We start from the raw sequence: 24964 nt of genomic DNA on the forward strand, positions 1-24964 counted from the left end.
TTTGATAACCGAGCTGTTCGCCGGCACCATCGCCGGACATTCGGCCCTGCGGCGATGCTCACATACCCTTTTGCGTCGAAAGTCAAGTCCTTCCTAGAAGGTGTTCCCCATGGTGAAGCCGATCTGGAAGTGCTGCTGGCTGTGCTGGATCTCGTCCAGGCCATAACCAGCCTCGACGCGAATCAAGCCCATGGGCGAGAACCAGCGCACTCCGGCGCCGATGGACTTCACAAAAGACAGATCGAATCCATCGCGCATGCGCCAGATGCTGTTGCCCGCGTCGAAGAAGCCCAGGCCGTAGACACCGTACTGCTTGCTGATGGGGAAGATGTACTCAATGTTGGTGAAGTACGTGGTGTCACCGCCGATACGCTCGTTGGTGCGGTGGTCCTTGGGGGAGATCTTGTCGGTCTCGTAGCCCCGGACGTTGCCTATGCCGCCCAGGTAGAAGCGCTCGAACACAGGCACGTCGCCGAAGCCGTTCTCGAACAGGAAGCCGGTCTGGGCGCGCACGTGGAACACGGTCTCCCAGAACAGGGGATAGTAATAGTTGAAGCTGTAGTAGGCCTTGATGAAGCCCCGGTCGCCGCCAAGACCAGCGTATTCCAGGGACACATCGTTCAATGTTCCCTTGGTGGGCTTGGTCCGGCTGTCGGTGGTGTCGCGCGCGGCGCCAACCAGCACGGAACTGGTCCAGTGAATGCCCTTGGACTCCTGGATGAGATAGGAGGGATTGATGTTGGTGTGGTACACGTCGTCGCGGGTCAGGCGATAGTCCCAACGGAGGGTGGTATACTCGCCCAGGGGATAGCCGAACCTGAGCACCGCGCCTTGCGACTGTTTGTAGTAGTCGGAGTAGCGGCGGAAGGTGCTGAATGCGTCCACCCCACCCGAGACGTTGGAATCGTAGATGGCCGGGTTGGTGAAGGAGAGCACGAAACGGTTGGTCACGCCGGAGAACATGCCCTGGAACTGGGCGTTGTACCCCTTGCCGAAGAGATTGCGTTCCGTGACCGAGCCGCCCACGAACACGGAGTCGTAAGTGGAGTAGCCCACACCGGCGGAAATGGAGCCGGTGTTCTTGTCCTTGACCTTGACCCGGACGTCCACCTCGGTGGGGTTCTCGGTGGGCACGGTCTCCACGTCAACCTTTTCGAAGTAGTCGAGCTTGTTCAGGCGCTCGTTGGAGCGTTTGAGCTTGGTGCCGGAGAACAGGTCGCCGTCGGAGAGCCGGAGCTCGCGGCGGATGACGTTTTCGCGGGTGCGATCGTTTCCTTCCACGGTCACGCGGCGAACGTAGACCTTCTGGCCTTTTTTCAGGTTGTAGACCACGTCGACGATCTTTTCCTCGCCGCGTTTGTTCATGTCGATGTCGGTTTCGGCGAAGGCATAGCCCTGGTCGGAATACAACTCGTTCAACCTGGTGATGTCGTCACGCACCACGGAGCGGTCGAAGAATTCCTTCTTCTTGGCCAGTTCGGTCAGCTTGGCGGTCTCGCGCAGCTTCTTGTCGTCAAGAAGCAGGTCGCCCTTGAAGTCCACATTGCCGACCTTGTAGCGGTCGCCCTCTTCCACCTGGACGGTGATGTAGATGCCGTCGTCTTTGATATCCACCTGGGGCTGGCCAACACGGGCGTCAATGAAGCCCCGGTTGGTGTAGTAGTTCTCGATGGCGGCGGAGTCACGGTCGAGCAGTTCTTCCTTGAGCACACCGGTCTGCAAGAGCCAGGAGAGGAAGCCCTTTTCCTTGAGCCCCATCTGGTCCTTGAGGTCGGAAGGATCGACCTGCTTGGCACCCTGGATGGTGATCTTCTTGATGTAGAGCTTCTGCGCTTCCTTGACCACGATATTGAGCCTGGCCATGCGCGGGTCGGTCTGCTCGAGCTTGTACTCGACCGACGTCTGGTAATAGCCCTTCTTGCGGTAGAGCTCGCGGACTTTTTCCAGATCGTCCGCCAGAACCTGCATGTTGAGCACCGAACCTGTCTTGGTGCCCATGGCCTCCAGGATGTCGTCCTTTTTGATCTCGGAGTTGCCGACAACGCTGACCGCCTGAATGCGCGGCTTTTCCTTGACCACGAAGACCACGCGCTTGCCGCCACGGGCATCTTCGATGCGTATCTGCACGTCCTCGAAATAGCCGAGTTCATAAAGACGCTTGAGGTCGTCGTTGACGGTCTTGGTGTCGTAGGGTTCGCCAGCCTGGGTCTTGACCTTGAGCAGGACAACGTCCTTCTCCAGGGCGTTGTTGCCCTCCACGTCAAGCTCGACGACTTTGTCGCCAGAGGCGGAAGGAGTGACGTCGGGCTTTAACTTCTGGGCAAGCTCGTCGATGGCCGAAGCCAGGGCCATCACGCCGGGACGGGTGACGTAGGCGGCGGCGGGCTCGCCGGAGCCTGAGACCGCCACGGACTTGGCGTCGATGGAAATGGCGTCGCCAGCCTGGTTGACGGTGCCGAATATGGCTGCCGAGGCGCCGGCGGTGCGCGCCGCCTGGCGGGCTTCGGACACCGAAGTGATGTCCTTCTTGCCTTTCAAAGCAGCCGCGGCCGCGGCGGAATCCACCACGGCCACGCCCTGCTGTTTCAGGCGCTCAACAAGGAGCTGGTTGACGCTTTTGCGCAACGCCTCCTTGTCGCCCGGGGCGTTGACCGCAAAAGGAAGCACCAGCACCTTGCCCCCACCAGCCTGAGCAAACGCCGAAAGGGCAACGCCCAGGAGCGAGGTGGCTAGAAAGGCGAGGATCAAACCGATTCGCTTATGGCCGCGCAAAGAGTTCTCCGCCATGCAATTCCATCCGTCGGCCCATGAGTTGGGCCAGGTTATGGTTATGGGTGACCACTACCAGGGTCATGCCAAGTTCGGCGTTCAAATTTGCCAGCAGTTCACCGACCCGCTGGCCGGTGGATTCGTCGAGGTTGCCGGTGGGCTCGTCGGCAAGGAGCGCCTTGGGACCAAGAAGTACGGCCCGAGCAATGGCTGCACGCTGCCGTTCGCCTCCGGACAGGGTAGTTACCCTGTGATGCAGTCTTTGTTCAAGCCCTAAAAGCCCTAAAGCTTGACGAGCTTTTTCAAAAGCCTCTTCCTTGGCCATTCCGGCTATGAGGCCGGGCATGGCTGCGTTCTCAAGCGTGGTGAACTCCGGCAGCAGGTGGTGGAACTGGAATACGAAACCAATATCTTTGTTTCGAAGCTCCGCTGCTTCCGACTGTTTGAGGGCGGAAATGTCGCGTCCGCAAAATTCCACCGTCCCCCGGCTTGGAACGTCCAACGCCCCAAGGATGTGCAGGAGCGTGGACTTGCCGGACCCCGACGAGCCGAGAACAGCCACTGATTCGCCGGCAGCGATGTCCAAATCTATCCCGCTGAGCACGCGCACGGCCTCTCCCGGCCCGGGATAATCCTTGCCCAGCCCTCGCAGACTGTACAGGGGGCTAGTCATGCCGCAAGGCCTCCACGGGCTTCAATGCGGCCGCCTTGCTGGCCGGATACAGAGTCGAGACGAAGCACAGAACAAACGCCGTGACCCCGATGAGCGACAGGTCGAGCCAGTCCAGGCGCACCGGGATGGTGTCCATGGGATACACGTCCGCCGGAAGCTTGATGAACTGAAATTCCTTGAGCAGGAGCGCGGCGCCGATTCCGAGAACGTATCCCATTACTGTGCCCACAGCTCCTATGATGCATCCCTGGAGCAAAAAGATACGCCTGATGGAGTCCGCAGTGGAGCCCATGGACATCAAGATGGCGATATCGCGGGTTTTTTCCATGACCAGAAGCACAAGCGAAGTGATGATGGAAAAGGACCCCACCAGCACGATCATGAGAAGCACCACGAACATGCCCGCCTTTTCCAGTTTGAGCGCGGCGAATATGTTGCCGTTCATGTCGATCCAGGTCCGCGCGTAGTAAGGCATCCCCCCAAGCGTCTTGACTATCTCCGCCCCGATCCTCGGAGCCTCGTCCGGGTCCTTGAGGCGAACGTCCAGGTACATGGCCGCGTCGGCCTTGAACCCGAGCATCTCCTGGGCAGCGGCCAAGGACACAAAGGCGGAGGAGGAGTCGTACTCGTACATGTGGGTCTTGAATATGCCCACGACCTGGAAGACCTTGACCTTGGGGGAAAACCCCACGGCCGAGCCACGAAGCGAGGGGGTGAGCACGTTGACAGTGGACCCGACCACCAGGCCCAAACGCGAGGCCAGCTCCGATCCCAGCAGGATGCCCGGCACTTCCGCCGGCTTGGCCAGATCCTCCGCGCTGCCGTCCACCATGTCCTTCTGAATGGTCAGGACGTTCCGCGCCGAATCAAGGTCGATGCCCCGAAGGATCACCCCTTTGGGCGCCCCGGCCTTGGCGAGCATGACCTCGGAATAGATGATGGGAGTGACCGCCTGGACGCCCTCGACCGCGCCCACCTTTTCCATCTGGGCAGGATAGTTGCGCAGAGGCGCGCCAGCCACCCCTGTGATGACATGAGAGGAAAGGCCCAGAAGCTTGTCTCGAAATTCAGTGGTGAAGCCGCTCATCACGGACATGGTCACGATAAGCGCAGCCACGCCGAGACCCACCCCCAGCACCGACATGAGCGAGATCACGGATATGAACGAGTGCTCGCGCTTTGTGAGCAGATACCTGAGGGCGATGAAGAGTTCGAATCTCATTCGGTGGCAGCGGCCTCCGGTTTGAGAAGCGGGAAAAGGATCACTTCGCGGATGGAGGCCGAATCGGTCAGGAGCATCACCAGCCTGTCGATGCCGATGCCCTGGCCCGCGGCCGGGGGCATGCCGTATTCGAGGGCCCGGACGTAGTCCTCATCCATATAGTGGGCCTCGTCGTCCCCGGCGTTCTTCTCGGCCACCTGTTCCTCGAAGCGCAGGCGCTGGTCCACCGGGTCGTTGAGTTCGGAAAACGCGTTGGCCATTTCCCGGCCTGCAATAAACAGTTCGAAACGGTCGGTGATCTCGGGATTGGCCTCGTTGCGCCGGGACAAGGGGGATATGTCCGTGGGGTAGCCGTAGATGAAATGGGGCTGCACGAGTTTGGGCTCCACGAACAGGTCGAAGAGCTTGGCCTGGAGCTTGCCCAGCTTCTCACCCTTGAGCACTTTCTCGCCGTGTTTGAGCACATGGGCCTTGCAGGCCTCGTAATCACGGAAAATCTCGGGAGGCACGCCACCGATCTTCTCGATGGATTCATAAAAATCGACCCGCTGCCAGGTTCCGGCCGTCAGGTCGATCTCTTGGCCCTGATACGTCAGCTTGGTGGTGCCGCAGACGGCCTGGGCCAAGCGCGAGAACATCTCCTCGGTGAGGTCCATGAGGTCGTCGAACCGAGCGTAGGCCCAGTAGAACTCGCACATGGTGAACTCGGGGTTGTGCTGGGTGGAGATGCCCTCGTTGCGGAAGTTGCGCCCGATCTCATAGACTTTCTCGAAACCGCCCACGAGCAGACGCTTCAAGTAGAGCTCGGGAGCGATGCGCATGTAGAGCTGCAGGTCCAGGGCGTTGTGGTGGGTCAGAAACGGTTTGGCCGTTGCCCCGCCCGGGATGGCCTGCATCATGGGCGTCTCGACCTCCACGAATCCGCGCTCGTCGAAAAAGCGGCGCATCTCGGACACTATCCGGGTCCGAATCTTAAAAATCTCTGCCGTGCGGGGTGTGACGATGAGGTCCACGTAGCGCTGGCGATAGCGGATCTCCACGTCTTTTAACCCGTGATATTTCTCGGGCAAGGGGCGCATGGACTTGGTGAGCAGACGAACTGCCTTGCATCCCAGGGTCAGCTCGCCTGTTTTGGTGCGGAAAAGCTTTCCTGTAACACCCACTATATCGCCGATATCGAATTTCTTGAACAAGGCGTACGGGCCTTCGCCCATGTCCTCGCGAGAGGCATAGCACTGCATCCGCCCCGAAGCGTCCTGCAGGTGGAAAAAAGCCACCTTGCCGAAGGAACGCAGGGCCACTATGCGCCCGGCCACGGAAAACTCCCTCTCAAGGGCCAGAAGGGCCTCCTCGTCCTTGGCCTCGTTCTCGGCCATGGTGCGGCCGATGTCCGCATCCTTGACGAAGCCGTTCGGATAGAGCGGGATATCGTTGTCCAAAAGCTGGCAGGCTTTGGCCACCCTGCTTTTGAGCACTTCATTCAATTCGTCGCGTTCGGCGAGGGCTTCAAGCAAGGGATAGAACCGCTCAACCTTGTCTGATTTCACTGGCAGCTTGAAATCGCGGCGGCGGGGTTTATCTTGAGATGCCAAAGGATTACTCCGTGGTCAAAAAAGAAGGTCGGATCGAATCGGCTTGACCTAAGACAAAAGGCCTGGAGCGTCAAGAAACGGTAACAGACCGCAAAAAAGGGGTTGACTGAGGGGGCTGCTTTTTCATAAAGGGACCTTCCCGCGCGGGTATCCCGTTCAGCGGCTTGTTCCCCGGTAGCTCAATCGGCAGAGCGGGTGACTGTTAATCACTAGGTTGGGTGTTCGAGTCACCCCCGGGGAGCCACGAAGATCAAGGGTTCCAGACGAAATGTCTGGAACCCTTTTTCGTTAGCAGGGGCGTTTGTCCGATTTCTCACCCGCGTTTGCTTATGAAGAAGGGAACGTATGGTGGAAAACATCACGTTTTCGCTACAACAACTATAGAAGTAGTGGTGATATTTACGGAAACAAATGCAACGTCTCTACATAAGTACGATTCTCCAACAAACTACTTGCCATTCTTAGTAAATGATATCTTCTTGAACGACTTCATCCAAGCTTCTCTGTACTCATTATCCATTATGACGATTGACACCGTGCGCTTGGAGTCTACACTTTGAAGTGTTTGCTCAATATGTTTCTCATAGTAGACCAGAAACACATTCCTGGAAAAATCCTCCCACAGATACCCTGATTCGAATACTCCCTCATCCTGGTTTTTGAACTTTCGATATCCATGAAATACTTTGTCTGGTGGTCCATGCCTGGATGTCAGCCATGAATACGCAGTCTTATTTTTCAAGCCGTCGAAATCAACATCATACAGAGTCTCAACTTCTATGCACTCAACGTTGTTTAGAAAATTCAACTTATAAACAACCTTACGAATCCTGATGTCCTCGGCATAGTATCCAAGCGGGATGTTCGAATTAAAAAGTATCCTGCAATCATACCAAAGATCGTCGCGAGCCGAGAGAGCCAAATGGGCAAGCCTTCTGTCCAGAGCCTTCCCCAGTTTCGTCTCCCGGAAGCCGTCCGGAATTGGCTCGAAAGAAAGCGCCAGCCCAGGTGCGAGCAGCAGGTACGCCAGTAAGAGAAGGCTGTATTTCATAGGCTTGTTCCCGAGTTGTTCTCACCATTCACGCACTACATTTCCCTGGCTGCGCGAGCCGCACCCACCTAACCATACCATTTATCACTTCTCCTCCTTGATTCGCCATTCGGTGTCCTTACCGAAGGCCCTCCATTTTCTCGTAGAAAACCACGAATATCTCATCGGCCAAAACATCTCTTTGATCAGTGTAACAACCTCCCATGCTTTTTTCCACGCCTGCCTGGGACATCATCAGGTTTTGCATTTCCCTCTCACCCCACGGAGTCCACCTGGTCGTATTCATCCACGCCGCGCTCATCGCGCCCGATTCCCCCCTTCGACCCGCCAGTCTGATCACTGTGAATACAGCACGCCACAAAGCCTTGGCCTGGCGCGCCAAGGCATTCGCAGTGTCCTTGCAAGCGCTTGACTTTCAACTCATTCACATGTTTGGTTTTGATATCGGGCTGTTAGATTTCCCAGGAAGGAATCGCTGCAAGAGCCAATGACAAAAACCAACGACAGTTTTTTCGACAGGTTCCTTTTCGACCACAAGGATTACGAGCTCTTAGGCATCGTAGGAGACGTGCTCGGCCGGGAAGACCTCTCCAGCTTCAAACACCTGCTCACCCCATATCTCCATCCCCGCGGCGTGAAGGAACTGGCGGCGACCCAGGGCCTGCGCATCGCATACGCTGCCGCCAATCTTTTGGGATCTCTCGAAATCGGCAAGGCCCATGACCGCATCGTGGCTTTGCGTGCCTTGCGTGACGAAGTGATGAACGCCTCCATCACCTATCTCAGGCGCAACACGGCCCGGGTTCTCATGCAGATCATGAAGGAACTCGTGCGCACCACCGGCGACCAACGCCGCCAACTGGAACTGGCCCACGACTTCCGAATGGCCGCCACGGGCAAGCCGCGCATCATCGCCCGCCAGCTCAAGCTCTACCGCCTCCTGCTCATGCCCGAGGACTGGGTCCAGATCTGCTTCGACAACCATGTCCACGACGCCAACACCAAGGGCCGCAAATCCGCCACGCACCTCATCATGGACGCATGGATCAAGGGTATCCGGCACCTCACGGTTATCTACTACAATTTCGTGCTTCCAAGCGTGGCCGAAGAGCTCCTCCAGGCCGCTGAAACCATGGGCATATCGGTGCGAATCGGCATCGAGTTCACAACAAGGTTCGGGGAGAAGCAGGTCAAGATCATCTGGGTGCCCCGGGGGTTCACCGGGGCTGCGGATTTCCTTGCCTTTCTGCTAAGGCCGGCCATCGCCCAATTCATGGGCCAAGGCAGAAATCTGGCAAAACTGCAGGAAGAGCAGTTGCTCCATATCCTGGAAGTGTTCAACGCCAATGTCCTGCCGGATTTCAACTCCTATTTCGGCCTGGAGATGCCTCCGGTGGACACCACGGGACTCCACGGGTCCATCGGCTCCGGACAGCCGTCGCTTATCCACCTGGGCAAGTACATACACGTCCACCTGATGCCGTTCCTTCGTGTGCGGTTTGAAGAACTGCAGAAGGAATTCTTTCAGGCCTCCTCCGTGGAAGACAAGGCGCGGATCGAGGGTTTGGTCGAAGAGATGAACTTCCTGGACGCCGAGTCCATCGTGGACGACTACCTGGACGAGTTGGTCTTGCCCGACGCGCTTCCCAAAGGGGATACCAATGGGACAGGCCCTCTGTATTGTCCTGTCCAAACACCGGCGGGGTTGATTGACAGCGTTTCCGCGCTTCGCGTCGGAAGCCGCTTCATCCTGAACCTCCAAGGGCTCGACTCGGATGAAGTGATCGAGGTCCTGCATGCTTGTGCGGGCAAGATCACGCACCTCGAAATAGTGAATTTGAAGAACACGGCCCAGAAAAACGTCAAGGACAGCGACCGGATAGCCGAACTCCAGCAGGTCATAAACGCCAAGAGCGTCATCCCGCTCAAACGGTGGGTAATGACTCGGATTGCGGAACTGGGAGAAGACCCGTCTCCCCAGGCCGCCCAGCGTTTGGACAAGATGTCCGCACTCCTGGAAGATGTCCCGGCGCTTCACTCCCATTACCGGGAGCGCCCATTGCGTACGTCCATCGGGTCCGATTCCACGGGCCAGACCTGCCGGGGACATGGCATGGGCCTGGTGGCCAGGGAAACGCTCCCGCCCAAGGCCGTCAGGGAAGACTGGGCGCTCCGCCAGGACATGCACCACGCAATGGTGGTTGGAATGGTTGTGGAACCGAGGGTGATCTATGAACCCAGGGAAAGCACCGACGAATTTCTGCAAGCCCTTTTCGAGTGGGCCCGCCGCCATCCGGCGCTCAGGGCAATAGGCTACAAGTCGAGAAGAGATTTCCGCTGCAAAGAGTTTGTGCCCACTCCCCACGGCGGGAGCAACATTCTCATCATGGGTGGAGTGAAAAAGGGCTGCGGGAACGACTTCGCCCTGCGGAACACGCCTTCCCAGGAAAAACACAAAAAGCTCGCGTGGCCGTACCTCAACAACCGATTCAAAAACATCCTGAAGGTAACGGCCGGTTTTATCCCCGCCTTTCTGGCATTTTTCTTCACCAAGGACTGGTGGGTCCTCAGGTTCTTTGGCGCTTTCATCTGGTTCGCCATCACAGGGCTTCGAAACATCATCCAGTCCGTGCTTGGCGGCGGCGGGTTTTCCCGCACCCCCCTGCTCAGGTGGAACGACTACGTCAGCTGGAGCCGTCTGTCGGATTCCCTTCTCTACACCGGCTTTTCCGTTCCCCTGCTGGACTACTTCGTGAAAACCCTCCTGCTGGACCAAGGCATGGGCATCAATGTCACCACGAACTCCACGGCGCTCTACGCCATTATGGCCCTGGTGAACGGATGCTACATCTCCTCACACAACCTTATTCGCGGATTGCCCAAAAAAGCCGCCTTCTGGAACCTGTTCCGCAGCCTGCTCTCCATTCCCCTGGCCATGGGCGTGAGCGCCTGTCTGGGCTACGTCATCTCGCCCCATGACCCTCTGGCTGCCGGAGAGATTCTGCAGCAGTGGGCCGCGGTGATCTCAAAACTGTCCTCGGACAGCGTTGCCGGGATAATCGAAGGTTTGGCGGACCGCGACAACAACATGCGCCAGCGCCTGAGGGACTACAAAGAAAAGATTGCGCAGATGCTTTCCGTCCAGGAAAAGCTCGAAGTGCTCTTTCCAAAAGCAGACGTGCTGGCCATGCTGGCTGACCCGAAGCAGTTCGTGAACACCCTGGTTCAGACCCGGGGAGATTTGGCCAACGCGGTCATCGTCAATTCCCTGGATTTTCTCTATTTCTGGATGTACCAGCCGCGCGGCCGCAGCGCGCTGGCCCGCATCATGCGCGAACTGGACGCCCAGACCAGGCAGATATTTTTGCTCTCCCAGTACGTTCTTCTGAGAAAACGCGAAATCAGCCAGCTCTTCCTGGACGGTCTGCTTGGAAAAAGCTTCTCCAAGGGGCTGGCATTCTACCTCGATTACGCCGACGGATACCTCGACGAGCTTCAGCGCCTTGCCTCCAGGACCAATTCCGCCGCCAACGGCAAGCCCCACGGACCCAAAACCCCCTGACGAGGTGCCCCACGGACCGGCCCCCTTCTCTCAGTCTTCCTGTGACTCTCCGGCCGGCCTGAACCTGGCCGCATCGATACTTAAGCGTTTGAGTATCTTCTGCAACGACACACGTTCCAGGCCAGACACCCGCGCTGCCTGGGTAACGTTGCCTTTGAACCTCTCCATCAGGTGCAAAATGTAGGTGCGGGTGAAATCGTCCAGCACGCGGTCCTTGGCCGCCAGATACGGCTCGAATCCGGACGACCCAGCCCCTGGAGCCTTCACCTGGGCGTCCATGAGGCGCAACTGCGTTCCGGTGATGAAATCCCCTGTGGAAAAGACTGCCGCTCTTCGCACGAAGTTCAACAGTTCGCGGACATTGCCTGGCCATTGCCTGGAGCAGAGGAAATCCATGGCGTCAGGGGTCAGCTCCTTGCGGCAGGCATCCAGCTCACCGCAGGTGCGTTCCAAGAAGTGCATGGCCAGCAGGGGAATATCCTTGGAGCGCTCCCTAAGCGATGGGACATGAAGGGTGAGCACGTTCAGGCGGTAATAAAGGTCCTCGCGGAACCCCCCCGTGGTCATCTTGGCTTCCAGGCGTTGGTTTGTGGAAGCCAGGATGCGCGCGTCCACCCGGATGTTCTCGCTGCCTCCCACGGGCCTCACTTCCTTTTCCTGAAGGGCGCGCAGGAGCTTGGGCTGGATGTGCAAGGGGATATCCCCGATCTCGTCCAGAAGAAGGCTCGATCCGTCCGCGGCAAGAAACAGCCCCTGCCTGGCGCTCACAGCACCGGTAAAAGCGCCCTTCACATGGCCGAACAGCTCGCTTTCGAGAATCTGTTCGGACACCGCGGTGCAGTTCAAACTTACCATGGGCTGGTGACCACGCCTGCTCAACCTGTGGATGGTCCGGGCCACCATCTCTTTGCCAGATCCGGATTCACCGAGGATGAGCACCGTGTAGTCGTTCTGGGCAACGGCTTCTATTTCTCCGCGCAGTTGGCGGATTGCCGGACTCTCGCCAATAAGGCACTGACGCTGGTCTCCGGCGGCCACGGCCTCCCGCAGCTTCAGATTCTCCCGGGCCAGCGCCGCCCGGTCCAGGGCCTTGCCCACGGCCCGATAGAGTACGTCCTGGTCCACCGGCTTGGAGAGAAAATCATAGGCCCCGCTCTTGAGAGCCTTCACCGCGCTTTCCACGTTGCCGTACCCGGAAAGCATGACCACCGTGAGCGCCGGTTCCATGGTTATGGCTCTCTCCAGCAGTGCGAAGCCGTCCTGGTCCGGCATGCGGACATCCGTGAGCAACAAGGCGCAAGGTCGCTCCTCTATCACTTGCAGAGCTTCATCCGCATTGGAGCGCACCACCACGGGATGGGACGGGAACCCTTTCTGGATCAACCGGGCGATGCCTTTGGCGAAATGCGCCTCGTCGTCCACCACCAGGATGGCGTCGCTGAAAATGCTGTCAGTCATCGATTACTTCCTTACCCACCATGAGGTGGATGGTGAACACCGCGCCGTGATCGCTCGCCACCTCGATATGCCCGCCCAGATCGCGCACCAGGCCGTAGACCACGGAGAGCCCCAGGCCAGTGCCCCGCCCCACGCTCTTGGTGGTGAAGAACGGATCGAAGAGGCGATTGACGTATTCGGCAGGGATGCCGGGACCGTTGTCGCGCACGATGAGCAGCACCTCAGTTGCGTCGCTTTGTTTTGCTTCGATGCGAATGCGCCCTGGCTCCGACCGTTCCTGTTCCTGCTGCTCTTCAAGGGCGTCCAGGGAATTGAGGATGAGGTTGCTGAGAATCTGCTCCAGGGCTGACGTATTGGCCCGTACCAGGGGCAGTCCCTCGGACAGGTCAGTTTCAATTGATATGCCTGTTTTGGAAGCTTTTCCCCGAAAAACCCTGGCGATGAATTCAACGGTCGCCGTCAGTTCCACTTCGCCGACGGTCTCGGGTTTGGGTCTGGCGAAACGCATGAGGTCTTCCAGTACCTTCTGGGCCTGGAGGGTATGGTGGATGATGATGTCCAGGTCCTTGGCGTGAGGGCTCAAGCCGTCATCCCACAACAACCTGGCGTAGCAGAGGATGACGCCCAGGGGATTGTTGATCTCGTGGGCCATGCCGGCCGCAAGCATGCCCACGGCAACGGATTTCTCACTCTGCTGGAGCTTGGCCATCATGGTCTTTTCAGCGGTGTTGTCCCGGGCGTAGACGATGGTCCGCCCTGGTCCGGCTAGTCCCCCCATGGGATAGGCCCGAAGAGTAAGCGACCGCCCCCCCGGGAGCAGAGCCTCGCGCTGGATGGTGAGTTCCGGAGACCGCGCGGTCTCCGCGGCGAGGCTCGAAAATCCAAGGGCATCAACGCTTTTCAACTCAGTGAGCAGCTGTTTCGCGCTCTCGTTGGCGTGGATCACATCGCCTGAAAACGAAAGCAGGAACACCGGGTCCGCAATGCCCTCCAGTATTGACTGCAACACGGTCTTCTGGCGCAGGAGATTTTCCATGGCTTCCAGGTTTTCCAGGGCGATGCCGAGCTGATGGCCGAAGGCCTTCAAGACCTCGCGCTCCTGGGATGAAAGCTCCACAGCGATATTCCATTGCAGCACCAACGCGCCGCGGACCATCCCCGCCGCATGAACGGCCACCACGGCCTTCCGGGCAGTGAAGGTCCCGCCTCCTTCGAAAAGAGCCGCGCGCTCCTCTTCCGCAAGATGCTCACACGGCTTGCTGAGCGGCCAGGAACGGGCATTCATGGAATAGAAGCAGCTGAAACTCGCTCCATCGGCCCCGAAGCGGCCGGCCGCCGCTTCCAGGGCCTTGTCCAAAAGGCTTGTCCGGTCGGTTCCTTTCACGAAGAGTTCCAGCACGTAGAGGAACAGGCGCACGTCCGACCCCCGGGCCTCGGCCTCGCGTCTGGCTTCGGCAGTGCGTTTGGAAACCTTGTCCTCCAGATTGCTGGCATAGTCGCGCAACTGCTCCTGGGCTTCACGCAGGTAGTCGGCGAAGCGTTCCATGTCCTCGATCATGCCCTCGATGTCGTCGCCGCGCCTCCCGGGCCTGCTATCCAAGGTTTTTCCCGCCTCGGCCGGGAAACGGCTGCGCATAAGCGCCGCCAGCCTGCCGATGTTCACCACTGTCATCCGGTCGAAAAAGAGATGGTTGCTGCCCAGGATAATCAGCGTTCCGCAGGCGAAGACCAGAATAAACCCGAAGAGAACTCGGTTGATGGCGTTGGCTTCGGTGTCCACGAGCATGATGATGCTGTCCAGGCCGGCTATTTCGCCTTCATGCCGGCCGAAGCCTCTCGTTTCGCCATAACGAAGCAGCAGCACCTTCGGCGCGTCCGCCGGGTTGCCGTGGCAGGCCAGGCAGCTCTCATCGAAGACCACCGGCCGGGCCGTGATGTAATATTCCTCGTTGCCCACACGGTAGTACTTCTGCGTCTCCCGCTGCTCCGGGTTGTCCTTGAAGTGGGCAATGAGGCTCCGCTCCATCTCGTTGGCACCATATTCGGGGTTGCGCGAATCCAGTGCCACGCGGCGATAGGTGAATTTGTCCTTTGCGGTATTCAGGTCGCTCATGACCTTGCGCGTGACGTAGGAGGTGGACATGGCCTCCATGACAAACCCGTCATGGGGGAGGATTTCATACATGGTGGGGCGCAGGGTCTCACGCACGTAGGTCTGCATGGCCTGGAGGTTGGAAAAGATCATGTGCGCCTTATCAGCCACCTCGGTCTCTAAAAGAACCCGCAGGTAGTGGTTCAGTGATACCGCGAACAGCAGGCCGATGCCCAACAGCACAGCCAGCAGGCGCACATAGAGTCTCGTTTGAAGGGTGACGCGCTTCACGAAACAGGGTTCTCCAACATCATTTTAGTATCCCGCTTCGCCCCCGTTGACATGCACTCGGATCATCACCGTGAGCGTCTGGGCTTATCGAAACTAGACAGGGGGGTGACCTCCCTGTCTGAACAGGCCAGACTCAGTGTCGTGGCCGTGATGGGTTCATGACGGACCGTGCAAGAAAACACCCCCCGCACGGGGGACTGTGTCATAGTGAGGCTGCAAGCCGCCTTCGTCAACACCCAGCCCGACCGCCAACTACAGTACACGCAGCAAATCGCGCGCCAACCTGCCCCCATCATCCAACCACTTGATTTAGCATGACAATAGTACAAGTTGAAGCTGTGAGAGGTGCCAATTGGAACAGGCGTTGGCGCCAACACGAGTTAGCACCACGACACACGTTGGCCTCATCCTCTCTTGTTTGCATTCCGAACGTTTTCAAATATATGCTTTCAACGATGATTTGAGCGAACTTGGCCCTTCACGTTGATCGTTGAATCAACCCTGACATCGGGGCGTCATGCGGGAGCTCATCGGATACCAAGGCGACTTCAATGCCTGCTTCTGGAACCTTTTCGACAAGGTGCCGGACGCTGTTTGCGCGTGCGCCGCGGACAACACCATTATCGCTGCCAACCCGGCCTTCGTGCGCCTCTTCGGGTATTCCCAGGAGGAGATGTCTGGCAGGACTATTTCCGACTTGGTCATCCCTCCAGACAAGAAACACGAAGTAGCTGGCTTGATCGCGGACATTGACCAGAACGGCATAGGCAGGGTCGAAACCACCCGTTGCCGCAAGGACGGCAGCCTCATCCAGGTGTTGGTCACGCGGTTCAAAGCTTCGAACACGCCAGACGACCGAACCCATTTCGTCGTCTATACGAATATTCAAGAGCTGCGCGACACCAAAATCAATCTAAAGCTGGCGCAAGACAAATACAAAGCCATCTTTGAGGAAGCGGTGGACGGCATCTACCAAACCAGCCTGGACGGCCGGTTTCTCGCGGCCAACCCGGCCCTGGCCAGAATACTCGGCTACTCGTCGTCCCAGGCGCTCATGGAATCCTCATTCGACATCCGGACGCAATTCTACCTGGAACCAGGCCGCAGGGACGAATTCGCAAGGATCATAGCCGAAACCGGGAAAATCAGCGGGTTCGAATCCCAGGCTCGCCGGCTGGACGGTTCTGTCGTGTGGGTCAGCGAAACGGCCCGAATGGTCTATGCAGACGGCGAAGTGGCCTACTACGAGGGCACACTCAGAGACATCACCTCCCGCAAGCAGGCCGAGGAGGCTCTCAAGGCCAGCCGGGAAAGATACCGGTCCCTGATCCGCTCCGCGCCTGATGGCATCCTCACCATCAAGGATATGATGATATCCGGGACAAACCTCAAGGCATTGGAGATGTTCGGCTACTCCGCTGGCGACATGCTCGGGCTTTCCATCATGGACATCTCTCCGCCGTTTCAGGCAGGAGGCATACCCTCATCCGAGTTGGCCACCTTATTAGAAGAGCAAGCCATGTCCGGGGAGACGCATAATTTCGAATGGATCCATAAACGCAAGGACGGTTCAATCTTCTCTGCCGAGGTTTCCCTCAACCGATTCGACGCCCACGGCGAATCGTTCCTGACGGCTGTCATCAGGGATGTTTCCGCCAGAAAAAGAACCGACAGAGCCTTGGAACGGGAGCGAGCCCACCTGCGCATGCTTTTCGAGGCCTCGCCCCAGGCCATGGTGTTCCTGGACCCCGCCGGGAAAATCGTCAACGTCAACCAAGCCTTCACCAAACTGTTCGGCCACTCAAAAGAAGACGCATTGGATAATGATATCCGCAAACTCATCCTTCCCCAGATGTTGGAGGCGGAGGTCGAGGAGTCCCTGCGAACCGTGCGCACTGGCGCACCGGTGAGCAAAGAGACCGTGCGTTTGTCCAAAGCCGGGGGGCTCATTCCCGTATTCATTCACGGTTATCCCATTGTGATCGGCGCCGTGTTCGAAGGAAGCTACTTCATTTACGAGGACATTACGGAACGAAAGAGTTTCGAAGCACAGCTGACCCATCAGGCCTTCCACGATTCCCTGACCGGCCTTCCCAACCGCAACCTCTTTCTCGAACGCCTGGGGCGAGCAATTGAACGCGGCAAACGTCGCCAGGGATACCAGTTCGCAGTGCTGCTCTTGGACCTTGACCGGTTCAAACGTATAAACGACAGCCTGGGGCATTTGGCCGGAGACCTGCTGCTTAAGGGAATTGCCCGGCGGCTTGAAGCTTGTCTGCGCTCCGTGGATACGGTCGCACGTCTCGGTGGAGACGAGTTCGCCATACTTTTGGAGGAATTCGCTTCCGCCAGGGAGGTCATTCAGGTTGCGGACCGGATCCGCGAAGCTTTGGACCGCCCCTTCCAGGTATCAGGGAACGAGGTATACTGCGCGGCGAGCATAGGAATCGTGCTCAAGACGATGGGCTACACCAGCGCGGAAGAGATACTGCGCGACTCCGACATCGCCATGTACCGCTCGAAGGAATCCGGCAAGGACCGCCTGGCCTTCACCCGCAAAATGCACGAAATGGCCGTGGAAAACATGCGCATGGAGAACGAGCTGCGCCACGGCCTGAAAAATGGTGATCTCACTCTCCACTACCAGCCCGTGGTCAGTGTGAACGACGGCAAACTGCAGGGCTTCGAAGCCCTGGTCAGGTGGCACCATCCGCAATTCGGCCTGATCCCCCCGGCCCGGTTCATTCCCCTGGCCGAGGAGACAGGGCTCATAGTTCCCCTGGGAGAATGGGTCATCAATCAGGCTCTGCGCCAGTTGTACCAATGGCGCAAGGAGACCGCCGACATCGAGAACCTTTTCGTGAGCGTCAACATCTCCAGCAAACAGTTCCGGCAACCCGACCTGGTGGATTCCATCCGGCGCAGCCTCATCGGCCACCATGTGGACTCTTCACTCCTGAAGCTGGAGATTACCGAGAGCGTGATCATGCAGGATGCGAAAAACTCCGTGGAAAAGCTCAACAAACTCAAGGCCCTTGGCGTCGAACTTCTGGTGGATGATTTCGGCACCGGCTATTCGTCGCTCAGCTATCTGCAGCGTTTTCCGATCAGCGGACTCAAGATCGACCGGTCCTTCATCAGCGGGGGGGGAGACGAACGCGAGAACATGGAGATAGTCCGGACGATTATTGTCCTGGCAGCCAATCTGGGACTCGCCGTTGTAGCCGAAGGAGTGGAGACAAAGGAACAGTTGCAAAGGCTTCGGGCGCTCGGCTGCAGCAGCGCCCAGGGCTACTTTTTCTCAAGGCCGCTTGACGGGCCATCGGCAAGACGATTCATGGTGGAAGGCAAGCCCCCGCCTGAGTACGCACAGCGGGCCTAAGCCGTATCGCCCTCGGGGAAAGCTCTCGAGGCCAGCTTCTTGCGTTTCTCCGCCAGCTTACCCAAGGCTGGTTCCCTGTCAGGAAGAACCTCCCGTCTGAGGATATCGCGAATCTCCGCCTGCAATGACCTTCCATTCGATGACGCCCTCTGCCTGAGTGCCCCCAGAAGCTCGTCTTCGAGCAACTCGACTTTCATTCCGGCCATGGCGAACCTCCCTTTCCGTTTGCCATAGTATCTAAACGCAGACGGTCAAGCCCTCGACCTAAATGCCGCGAAACGCTACAAGGATTCCATGTTTCGCTAATTCTGGAGGGACCATGACCAAGCGGATTCTTGCTGCATTATGCCTTCTCTTGACCACCACAGCGGCCAGCGCCGAGGAGATCGACTGCCTTACCACTGAATGGAAACTTCTGGGGGCCAACCACAAGGTCTGCGTCTACGCCTTCGACGATCCGGACTTCCCCTGCGTCACCTGTTACCTGAGCCAGGCCCGCAAGGGCGGTGTCTCGGGTGCGGTCGGACTTGCGGAAGATCCTTCCGAATTCTCCCTGGAATGCCGCCAGACCTGCTCTTTCGCGCTTCCGGACAAAATGCCGAAAACCAAAAAGGTTTTCTCCGAGGGGACTTCGGTGCTTTTTAAGGACACGGAGATTACCCGCATCTACGACGCCAAGCGCAAGACCCTGGTCTATCTGGCCATCAGCCGCAAGGTGATCGCCGGCTCGCCCAAGAACGCCATCTCAACGGTGGTTGTCCGCTGACGCCGTTCCATGGCGGGCACTGGTGCGCGTCAGGTTGGACACACGACGCGAACGCTTTATTATCACTCACCGCAGGGTGATGCCCGCCAACCCCAGGTTCTTTGGGAGCGCAGGCTCAGGCGGTGCCTTCGAGCGAGTCGATCAGTTCCTGCGTCTGCTCCCCTGCCTGCATATAGAGCTTGGCTCCCAGACTCAGCGGGACTCCGACGCCATTGAGCAGCGACCGGGCCCCGTTCCAGTCGTTGCGCCAGATGGCGTCCAGCAGCATGACGAAACGGGACATGGGTTCCCTGGCGTCGCGCAGCAAGGCGCTTTTGATGGTGGGCAAAAGTGGCATGTCCTCCACCACTTCCTTCATTTTGAGCCCCATCAGGGCGTCCACTTTGCTCAGAAGACCAAGCAGGGAGAGAGTCTCGCGTTCCAAGCACATGCCATTGCAGTTGTCTGCCAAGAGCCCGAGAAACAAGGCTCCGTGCATGGTCCGGTAGGAGAGTTCGCTCCCCTTACCGCTGGTGTCGAGATCGGAGAGCGCTGCGGTCATGGCCCATTTTTTTAATGAATTCACGCCTACCAGCGAAGCGGCCCGTTCCAGGGAATCGACCCTGTTTCCCCGTGAAAACGCGGCGGAGTTCACGAAATGCAAAAGCCTGACGCTCAGCGCCTGGTCCGTTGAAATGATGCCCACGATGCGGGAGAAATCGGCATTTTCGTCTGAGAGCACCCGGAGAAGGTTGAGCCTGGCCGCTTTATGGGAACTGAGCCTTCTTCCGACAATCTCTTGGGGGTACGAGAAAAAAAAGCCTTGAAAGTAATCGAAGCCTAGGAATTTGCACCCTTCAAACTCTTCCCAGGTTTCGATCCGGGATGCCACTAGCTTCCCCTCCCACCCGGGAAACGCCTTGCGGACTTTGGCCACGCCTTTCCCATCCAACCCCGAAACCGGCACCTTGATGTAATCCATGAGTGGCACCAGTTCTTCCAGGCCCGAGCTTTTCGGGCCGTAGTTATCCAGCAGAAAACTATACCCCTTGTCCTTGATTTCCTTGCAGGCGCTCAAAAATTTCCCGGTGGGCTTCGCATCGCTTGGGATTTCGAGGATAGCTCGGCCGGCTGGAAGGGCCATCACGTTTCCGCTCAAGATGTTTCCGCTGCCAACGTTGACAGTCACTCTCCCGGCAGGACCGAGCCGTTTCGTGGCCAAGGCGAAACCATCCGCGATTATCTGATTGGTTGCGTCATTGAAATTGCTGATCACAGCGACATCGTCGTCGCTGCATTTGCGAAAGAGAAGCTCATGCGCAAAAACGTCCATTTTTTTTGAAAAAATAGGCTGGGAAGCAATCACAAAGTCTCGGGCCAAGGCTCCTTCTCCAAACGTCTGATCGATGCACGCACTTTTGGTCATACCACTGCCCTCTGAATCAAATACGGATGAGTCATGCGCAATTCCCCTGTATTTCCCTATCGCACTCTTAGCCGCAATATCTCTACAATGACTCGCGTGCGGTCAAGAAAAAACCAACTCAGCCTTTCCGGAACGATTGGGCGCCGCACTGAGAAGCCGACGCCCGGATTCCCAACTGGCATGCGTCCCCAGCCGGTGGATCCCGGTAGGCAGTCGTGCGACTGGACGCATTTTTTCTGGATACCCTCCATCCGCGTCGCCCCCGTGTTCCTGGGGTTGCCTCGGTCGGCACGCTACGTTAGTTTTTGGGCTCCCAACAACAAGGAGACCTTCTCACATGGATCCTCGCCAGGCGGTTTTCCGCCTTCATATTCACAAAGTCCTCTATCAGCGTACGCTCGATTCCCAAGACGGACGCCAGGAAGCCATTCGGGAATTGCTCGGAGCCGTTCGGCCGGATCTCTCCCCGGACGCGGCGGCATGCGTGGCGGAGACAGTGCCGCCGCTTCTGCCGGAGCTGCACAGGAAATGGATCACCATGTTCGTGGACAAGCTCTTTGAAACCGCCGAACAGCAACAGGTGGAAATACTCTGCGACGGGACAGAGGAAAATAACGCTGCCCTGGCCCTGGCGTATGTTATGTTTCTGGAGTCCGAACGGATGGAAAAGGTGATCGCGCAGGATCTGGAAAGCCTGGAGTCGCTTGGCGGTCAAGGCATGGCCGAAATCGCGGCCTCGCTGTGCGCCCGGCTTTCAAGGGTCGAGGAATCCATCCTGGAGGCCAGACAGGCAAAAGCCAAAGAGTACCAGGAACGGATGGGCTCCCAAAAGACCCATTGACCGGGCGGCTCTTGACCCAAGGTTCTTGCTGAGCTATTTTAAAAACCGGTCAAGCCCGGGGCCGAAAGGCTCCGGGCCACCCTTTTTTTATTTTCGCGTCCCCACGTGGGACTAGCCGAGGAATCGACCATGCAACAGATACCTATCTCCATCGAAGGCTTCAGACGTCTGGAAAAAGAACTCCATGACCTCAAGAATGAACGTCCTGCCGTCATACAGGCCATTGCCGAAGCCCGCGAAGAGGGCGACCTGAAAGAGAACGCCGGGTACGACGCCGCCCGCGACCGCCAGGGCATGCTTGAAGCCCGCATCCGCTATGTGGAGTCCCGCCTGGCCACCAGCCGGGTCATCGACCTGGCCACTCTCGAAGGCGACAAGGTCATATTCGGGGCCACAGTCGAGATAGAGGATGTGAACACCGGCGAGGTCAAAACATGGACCCTGCTCGGTCCGGACGAATCCGACCCCGCCAAGGGCAGCATCTCCATCCTCTCCCCTGTGGGCCAGGCTTTGATCGGCAAGGAAGCGGGCGACGAGATCACTGTGGAAGCCCCGCGCGGCAGAATCCAATACGAGATTGTTTCCATCTGCTTCAACGGCCCTCAGCCCTGGTAGGCACTTCCCAGCTCACAACAAGGCCCCGGCAATTCCGGGGCTTTTTTTTGCCCGGCCAATACACGTTCTGGCAAGCCAGAGTACAAGAGCCTGCCTCTGATCATGACCACCCCAAAGCGCTGCCTGAAATAAACGGAAGCCATTGTCACCCACTTGCCACATTCACCCCCTTCCTATACGGGTTTTCGGTTTGCCCGCACCACCGGGCCTAAAGTGGACGGATTGGCACCATACAATCTCTGAGGAGGCTTTCATGAAACGTATCTGGATTCTCGCTCTGGCACTTCTTTTGTGCGGCTTCACCGGTATGGCCCAGGCCGGCGACGGCTCCTGGGACAAGGTCAAGAAGGAAGGCAAGCTGGTCATCGGCCTCGACGACTCCTTCCCTCCCATGGGTTTCAAGAAGGATGACGGAAAACTCGTCGGCTTCGACATCGACGCCGCCGAGGAGTTGGGCAAACGCCTGGGCATCCAGATCGTCTGGCAGCCCACCGCATGGGACGGCGTGATCCTGTCGCTCGATTCCAAGAAGTTCGACTGCATCTGGAACGGCATGACCATCACCAAGGAACGCGCCGAGAAGGTGCTCTTCACCAACCCCTACATCATGGACGGCCAGATCGCCGTGGTGAAGGCCGACAGCAAGCTCAAGGGCTTTGATGAACTCGGCGGGAAGGTCGTGGGTGTGCAGAAGGGTTCTCCCGCGCTGGAAGCCGCCAAGAAGCTCCCCAAAGCCGCTTCCGAGGTGAAGGAGTACGACGTCAACCCCAAGGCCTTCCTGGACCTCGATTCCGGCCGCCTGGCCGCCGTGGTCATCGACAACGTTTCCGGCCGCTACTTCGTGGCCACCACCCCCGGCAAGTATAAGGTCCTGCCCGGCTTCATCACCAAGGAGCCCTTCGGTATCGCCTTCCGCAAGGGCGAGGCGGACTTGAAGGACATGGTCCAGAAGACCATCGACCAGATGGTTGCCGACGGCACCATGGGCAAGATCAGCAAGAAGTGGTTCGGGGAAGACATCACCAACCCAAAGAAGTGGTAAGAGTAAAGAATCGAGTATAAGAGAAAGCGGGGGGAAACTTTTTGAAAAAAGTTTCCCCCCGCACCCCCTTCAAAAACTTTCAATGAGCTTCGCGTCGTGAGCGTCAATACCGTGGACCGCATTCCCGCAACTGCTTCCGCTCTTTTTACTCGTCGCAAAAACGACACGGCGATATCCGCTCACCCATCCGGGACGCGGGACGCGGCCCTATTGCGGGGTCCAGGGGGATCATCCCCCTGGCGGGTGCAGGGCGGAGCCCTGCCAAGGCGCCGAGCGACGCCCCGTCTCATCCTCACCGTGCTCCTTCTTCTCATGGCTTCTCTGGCCCACGCCACTGACTCCGAGACGCTCATGCGCCAGGGCCGCGACGCCATGGCCGAGGGACGCCTGGAAGAAGCCGAGGCCGCCTTTCTCCAGGTTCCGGCTCCGACATCCGAAGCCGACGACGAAGGCCTCTACGCCAATGCCCGCATGCAGGTGGCCCGCCTGCGCATAGCCAGCAAGGACTACGACGGAGCCATCCAGGCCGCCCGCGACGTGCTGGCCCACTACACCGAACACGCCGAAGCCAAGAACACCATCGCCTCCATCGAACGCGAACGCTTGCCCGCCTGGAAGCGTTTCTTCGAAGACTGCTGGCGGTTCTTGCCGTCGCTCCTTTCGGGCGCCGGCATGACCCTTCTCCTGGTGTTCTGCACAATTCTCATTTCGCCCATCGGCGGACTCATCATCGCCCTTGGGCGCATAAGCTCCATCAGGATGCTGCGCATCCCGTGCTGGTTCATCATCTGGCTTTTCAGGGGAACCCCGCTTCTTTTGCAGCTGTTCTTCATTTACTATGGTCTGCCATCGCTCGGGATAACCCTGAAGCCTCTGTCGGCGGCGCTTATCGGCCTTGGGGTGAACTACTCGGCCTATCTCGCAGAAATCATCCGCGCTGGCATCGAATCCATCTCGCACGGCCAGATGGAAGCGGCCAAAGCCCTGGGAATGACTTACGGCCAGGCCATGCGCCGGGTCATCGTGCCCCAGACCTACAAGAGGCTCATCCCCCCAATCGCCAATGAATTCACCGCGCTCATAAAAGACACCGCCCTGGTGTCCACCATCGCCATGGTTGAGCTCATGCGAGCGGCGGACCAGATGTTCAACACGTATTTCAACGTCACGGCCATCATTCTGGCCGGCGTGATCTACCTCTTCTTCACCACCGTGTTCACTTTCGTGTTCGAGCGCGTCGAGGCAAAGGTGGGAGTCTATGAACAGCGCTGACCCAAACGCCCTTATCGAGTGCATAAGCCTGCGCAAACGCTTCGGCGAGCACGACGCCCTGGACGATGTTTCCATCACCGTTTCGCGCGGCGAGAAGGTGGTTATCATCGGACCGTCCGGGTCCGGGAAATCCACCCTGCTTCGGGCAATGAACTTTCTGGAAACCGTGGACTCTGGCGAGATCCGCTTCGAGGGAAAAAGCGCGGGCTACCGGCACGTCGGCGGCAAGCTCGTACTGGACAAGCAGGCCAATCTCTGCGCCCTGCGCACCCAGATAGGCATGGTTTTCCAGCAGTTCAACCTCTTCCCGCACATGACCGTGGCCGGAAACGTCATGGAAGGGCCGGTCACGGTTTTAGGCCAGAACAAGTCTGAAGCCAGGGATCTGGCCATGGAAGTGCTCGGCAAGGTGGGCATGGCCGACAAGGCGGACCGGTTCCCGGCCACCCTGTCCGGCGGGCAGAAGCAGCGTGTGGCCATCGCCCGGGCCCTGGCCATGCGCCCCAAGCTCATGCTTTTCGACGAGCCCACCTCGGCGCTGGATCCGGAACTGGTCGGCGAAGTGTTCGAAGCCATCAAGAATCTGGCCCATGAAGGCATGACCATGGTCATCGTGACCCACAACATGGGCTTCGCCCGCGAAGTGGCGGATACCGTGGCCTTCATGGAGGCCGGGCGCATCCTGCTGGCGGACCCGCCGGCCAAGTTCTTCGGCCACGACTGCGAACTGCCAAGGATTCGGGCCTTCATCGACAAGATCATGTAGCCAGGCCTTCGTCTACCGACAGCTTGGCCGACTCATTTTCCCTTCTTCCCTTGAAAATGCCTTCGCCGCGTGACACGTGGCATCCCAGACAAGAGACCTCCGCGTTCCTGAAACCTGGCCTTGAACAGTGAATCGAAATGCCTTACTGACGCGCCATCTTTCTTG

Annotated in this window: 17 protein-coding genes and 1 tRNA gene; 9 read left to right on the top strand and 9 right to left on the bottom strand. The window is 58.4% G+C overall.

Translation table 11 applies throughout. The features are described 5' to 3' along the window. Positions 1-93 precede the first annotated feature (93 nt). The 4 genes from bamA to lysS are packed head-to-tail and all read right to left on the bottom strand — an operon-like array spanning position 94 to position 6256. Entirely contained in the window at positions 94-2772 is a 2679-nt protein-coding gene (gene bamA / locus HY795_04815; protein MBI4804538.1) for an outer membrane protein assembly factor BamA, read from the bottom strand. Next, positions 2759-3442, bottom strand: coding sequence for an ABC transporter ATP-binding protein (locus HY795_04820; protein ID MBI4804539.1), 684 nt, complete (start codon positions 3440-3442; stop codon positions 2759-2761). Before HY795_04820 ends, bamA begins: the two co-directional genes overlap by 14 nt. Beyond that, the gene (locus HY795_04825) at positions 3435-4664 is read right to left on the bottom strand and encodes an ABC transporter permease (protein MBI4804540.1); all 1230 of its coding nucleotides are present in this window, start codon (positions 4662-4664) and stop codon (positions 3435-3437) included. The genes HY795_04820 and HY795_04825 overlap by 8 nt, the downstream gene beginning before the upstream one ends. Further along, positions 4661-6256: a lysine--tRNA ligase gene (lysS, locus tag HY795_04830; GenBank protein ID MBI4804541.1), complete on the bottom strand. Its 1596-nt coding sequence runs from the start codon at positions 6254-6256 to the stop codon at positions 4661-4663. The genes HY795_04825 and lysS overlap by 4 nt, the downstream gene beginning before the upstream one ends. A 168-nt stretch (positions 6257-6424) precedes the next feature. Here lysS and HY795_04835 point away from each other — a divergent pair. Then, a tRNA-Asn gene (locus tag HY795_04835) sits at positions 6425-6500 on the top strand. 204 nt (positions 6501-6704) lie between these two features. Here HY795_04835 and HY795_04840 read toward each other — a convergent pair. Further along, positions 6705-7307, bottom strand: coding sequence for a hypothetical protein (locus HY795_04840; protein ID MBI4804542.1), 603 nt, complete (start codon positions 7305-7307; stop codon positions 6705-6707). 487 nt (positions 7308-7794) lie between these two features. Between HY795_04840 and HY795_04845 the strand changes: the two genes are divergently transcribed. After that, the gene (locus HY795_04845; protein MBI4804543.1) at positions 7795-10869 is read left to right on the top strand and encodes a hypothetical protein; all 3075 of its coding nucleotides are present in this window, start codon (positions 7795-7797) and stop codon (positions 10867-10869) included. Between the two features lie 30 nt (positions 10870-10899). On the opposite strand, the gene HY795_04850 is transcribed toward HY795_04845, so the two are convergent. Together HY795_04850 and HY795_04855 are read right to left on the bottom strand one after the other, a co-directional pair. Then, the gene (locus tag HY795_04850) at positions 10900-12327 is read right to left on the bottom strand and encodes a sigma-54-dependent Fis family transcriptional regulator (protein ID MBI4804544.1); all 1428 of its coding nucleotides are present in this window, start codon (positions 12325-12327) and stop codon (positions 10900-10902) included. Then, entirely contained in the window at positions 12320-14710 is a 2391-nt protein-coding gene (locus tag HY795_04855) for a DUF3365 domain-containing protein (GenBank protein MBI4804545.1), read from the bottom strand. The genes HY795_04850 and HY795_04855 overlap by 8 nt, the downstream gene beginning before the upstream one ends. 517 nt (positions 14711-15227) lie before the next feature. Here HY795_04855 and HY795_04860 point away from each other — a divergent pair. Further along, positions 15228-18092 carry a PAS domain S-box protein gene (locus tag HY795_04860; GenBank protein MBI4804546.1) on the top strand — a complete coding sequence of 955 codons (2865 nt, stop codon included), beginning with the start codon at positions 15228-15230 and terminating at the stop codon, positions 18090-18092. On the opposite strand, the gene HY795_04865 is transcribed toward HY795_04860, so the two are convergent. Further along, complete coding sequence (locus HY795_04865) at positions 18089-18298, bottom strand: plasmid stabilization protein (protein ID MBI4804547.1); 210 nt, start codon at positions 18296-18298, stop codon at positions 18089-18091. The two genes, HY795_04860 and HY795_04865, sit on opposite strands and share 4 nt — an antisense overlap. A 113-nt stretch (positions 18299-18411) precedes the next feature. Between HY795_04865 and HY795_04870 the strand changes: the two genes are divergently transcribed. Beyond that, positions 18412-18858 carry a CreA family protein gene (locus HY795_04870; protein ID MBI4804548.1) on the top strand — a complete coding sequence of 149 codons (447 nt, stop codon included), beginning with the start codon at positions 18412-18414 and terminating at the stop codon, positions 18856-18858. Positions 18859-18973: 115 nt separating this feature from the next. Here the strand turns inward: HY795_04870 and HY795_04875 are convergent, their stop codons facing one another. Then, a complete protein-coding gene (locus tag HY795_04875) occupies positions 18974-20170 on the bottom strand; it encodes an HDOD domain-containing protein (GenBank protein MBI4804549.1) in 1197 nt (398 codons plus the stop codon). 430 nt (positions 20171-20600) lie between these two features. On the opposite strand from HY795_04875, the gene HY795_04880 reads away from it, so the two are divergent. The 5 genes from HY795_04880 (at position 20601) to HY795_04900 (ending at position 24799) form a co-directional block, all read left to right on the top strand. After that, entirely contained in the window at positions 20601-21104 is a 504-nt protein-coding gene (locus tag HY795_04880; protein MBI4804550.1) for a hypothetical protein, read from the top strand. 129 nt (positions 21105-21233) lie between these two features. Further along, positions 21234-21719 (top strand): transcription elongation factor GreA, encoded by a 486-nt coding sequence (gene greA / locus HY795_04885; protein MBI4804551.1) that lies wholly within the window; start codon positions 21234-21236, stop codon positions 21717-21719. A gap of 253 nt (positions 21720-21972) precedes the next feature. Beyond that, positions 21973-22761: an amino acid ABC transporter substrate-binding protein gene (locus HY795_04890; GenBank protein MBI4804552.1), complete on the top strand. Its 789-nt coding sequence runs from the start codon at positions 21973-21975 to the stop codon at positions 22759-22761. A 312-nt stretch (positions 22762-23073) separates the two neighbouring features. Next, positions 23074-24033: an ABC transporter permease subunit gene (locus HY795_04895; protein ID MBI4804553.1), complete on the top strand. Its 960-nt coding sequence runs from the start codon at positions 23074-23076 to the stop codon at positions 24031-24033. Beyond that, positions 24020-24799, top strand: a complete 780-nt coding sequence (locus HY795_04900) for an amino acid ABC transporter ATP-binding protein (protein MBI4804554.1) — start codon at positions 24020-24022, stop codon at positions 24797-24799. The genes HY795_04895 and HY795_04900 overlap by 14 nt, the downstream gene beginning before the upstream one ends. Positions 24800-24964: the final 165 nt, after the last annotated feature.

The sequence above is a fragment of the Desulfovibrio sp. genome (assembly GCA_016208105.1).
Lineage (GTDB): Bacteria > Desulfobacterota > Desulfovibrionia > Desulfovibrionales > Desulfovibrionaceae > Fundidesulfovibrio.

What these genes read in the sequence shown, in the direction of transcription:
- HY795_04900 (MBI4804554.1), top strand. Translation starts at nt 24,020, where the DNA reads ATGAACAGCGCTGACCCAAACGCCCTTATCGAGTGCATAAGCCTGCGC.
- HY795_04875 (MBI4804549.1), bottom strand. Translation starts at nt 20,170, where the DNA reads ATGGACGTTTTTGCGCATGAGCTTCTCTTTCGCAAATGCAGCGACGAC.
- HY795_04825 (MBI4804540.1), bottom strand. Translation starts at nt 4,664, where the DNA reads ATGAGATTCGAACTCTTCATCGCCCTCAGGTATCTGCTCACAAAGCGC.
- HY795_04865 (MBI4804547.1), bottom strand. Translation starts at nt 18,298, where the DNA reads ATGGCCGGAATGAAAGTCGAGTTGCTCGAAGACGAGCTTCTGGGGGCA.
- HY795_04870 (MBI4804548.1), top strand. Translation starts at nt 18,412, where the DNA reads ATGACCAAGCGGATTCTTGCTGCATTATGCCTTCTCTTGACCACCACA.
- HY795_04850 (MBI4804544.1), bottom strand. Translation starts at nt 12,327, where the DNA reads ATGACTGACAGCATTTTCAGCGACGCCATCCTGGTGGTGGACGACGAG.
- HY795_04890 (MBI4804552.1), top strand. Translation starts at nt 21,973, where the DNA reads ATGAAACGTATCTGGATTCTCGCTCTGGCACTTCTTTTGTGCGGCTTC.
- HY795_04840 (MBI4804542.1), bottom strand. Translation starts at nt 7,307, where the DNA reads ATGAAATACAGCCTTCTCTTACTGGCGTACCTGCTGCTCGCACCTGGG.
- HY795_04880 (MBI4804550.1), top strand. Translation starts at nt 20,601, where the DNA reads ATGGATCCTCGCCAGGCGGTTTTCCGCCTTCATATTCACAAAGTCCTC.
- HY795_04860 (MBI4804546.1), top strand. Translation starts at nt 15,228, where the DNA reads ATGCGGGAGCTCATCGGATACCAAGGCGACTTCAATGCCTGCTTCTGG.
- greA (MBI4804551.1), top strand. Translation starts at nt 21,234, where the DNA reads ATGCAACAGATACCTATCTCCATCGAAGGCTTCAGACGTCTGGAAAAA.
- HY795_04820 (MBI4804539.1), bottom strand. Translation starts at nt 3,442, where the DNA reads ATGACTAGCCCCCTGTACAGTCTGCGAGGGCTGGGCAAGGATTATCCC.
- HY795_04845 (MBI4804543.1), top strand. Translation starts at nt 7,795, where the DNA reads ATGACAAAAACCAACGACAGTTTTTTCGACAGGTTCCTTTTCGACCAC.
- HY795_04895 (MBI4804553.1), top strand. Translation starts at nt 23,074, where the DNA reads ATGGCTTCTCTGGCCCACGCCACTGACTCCGAGACGCTCATGCGCCAG.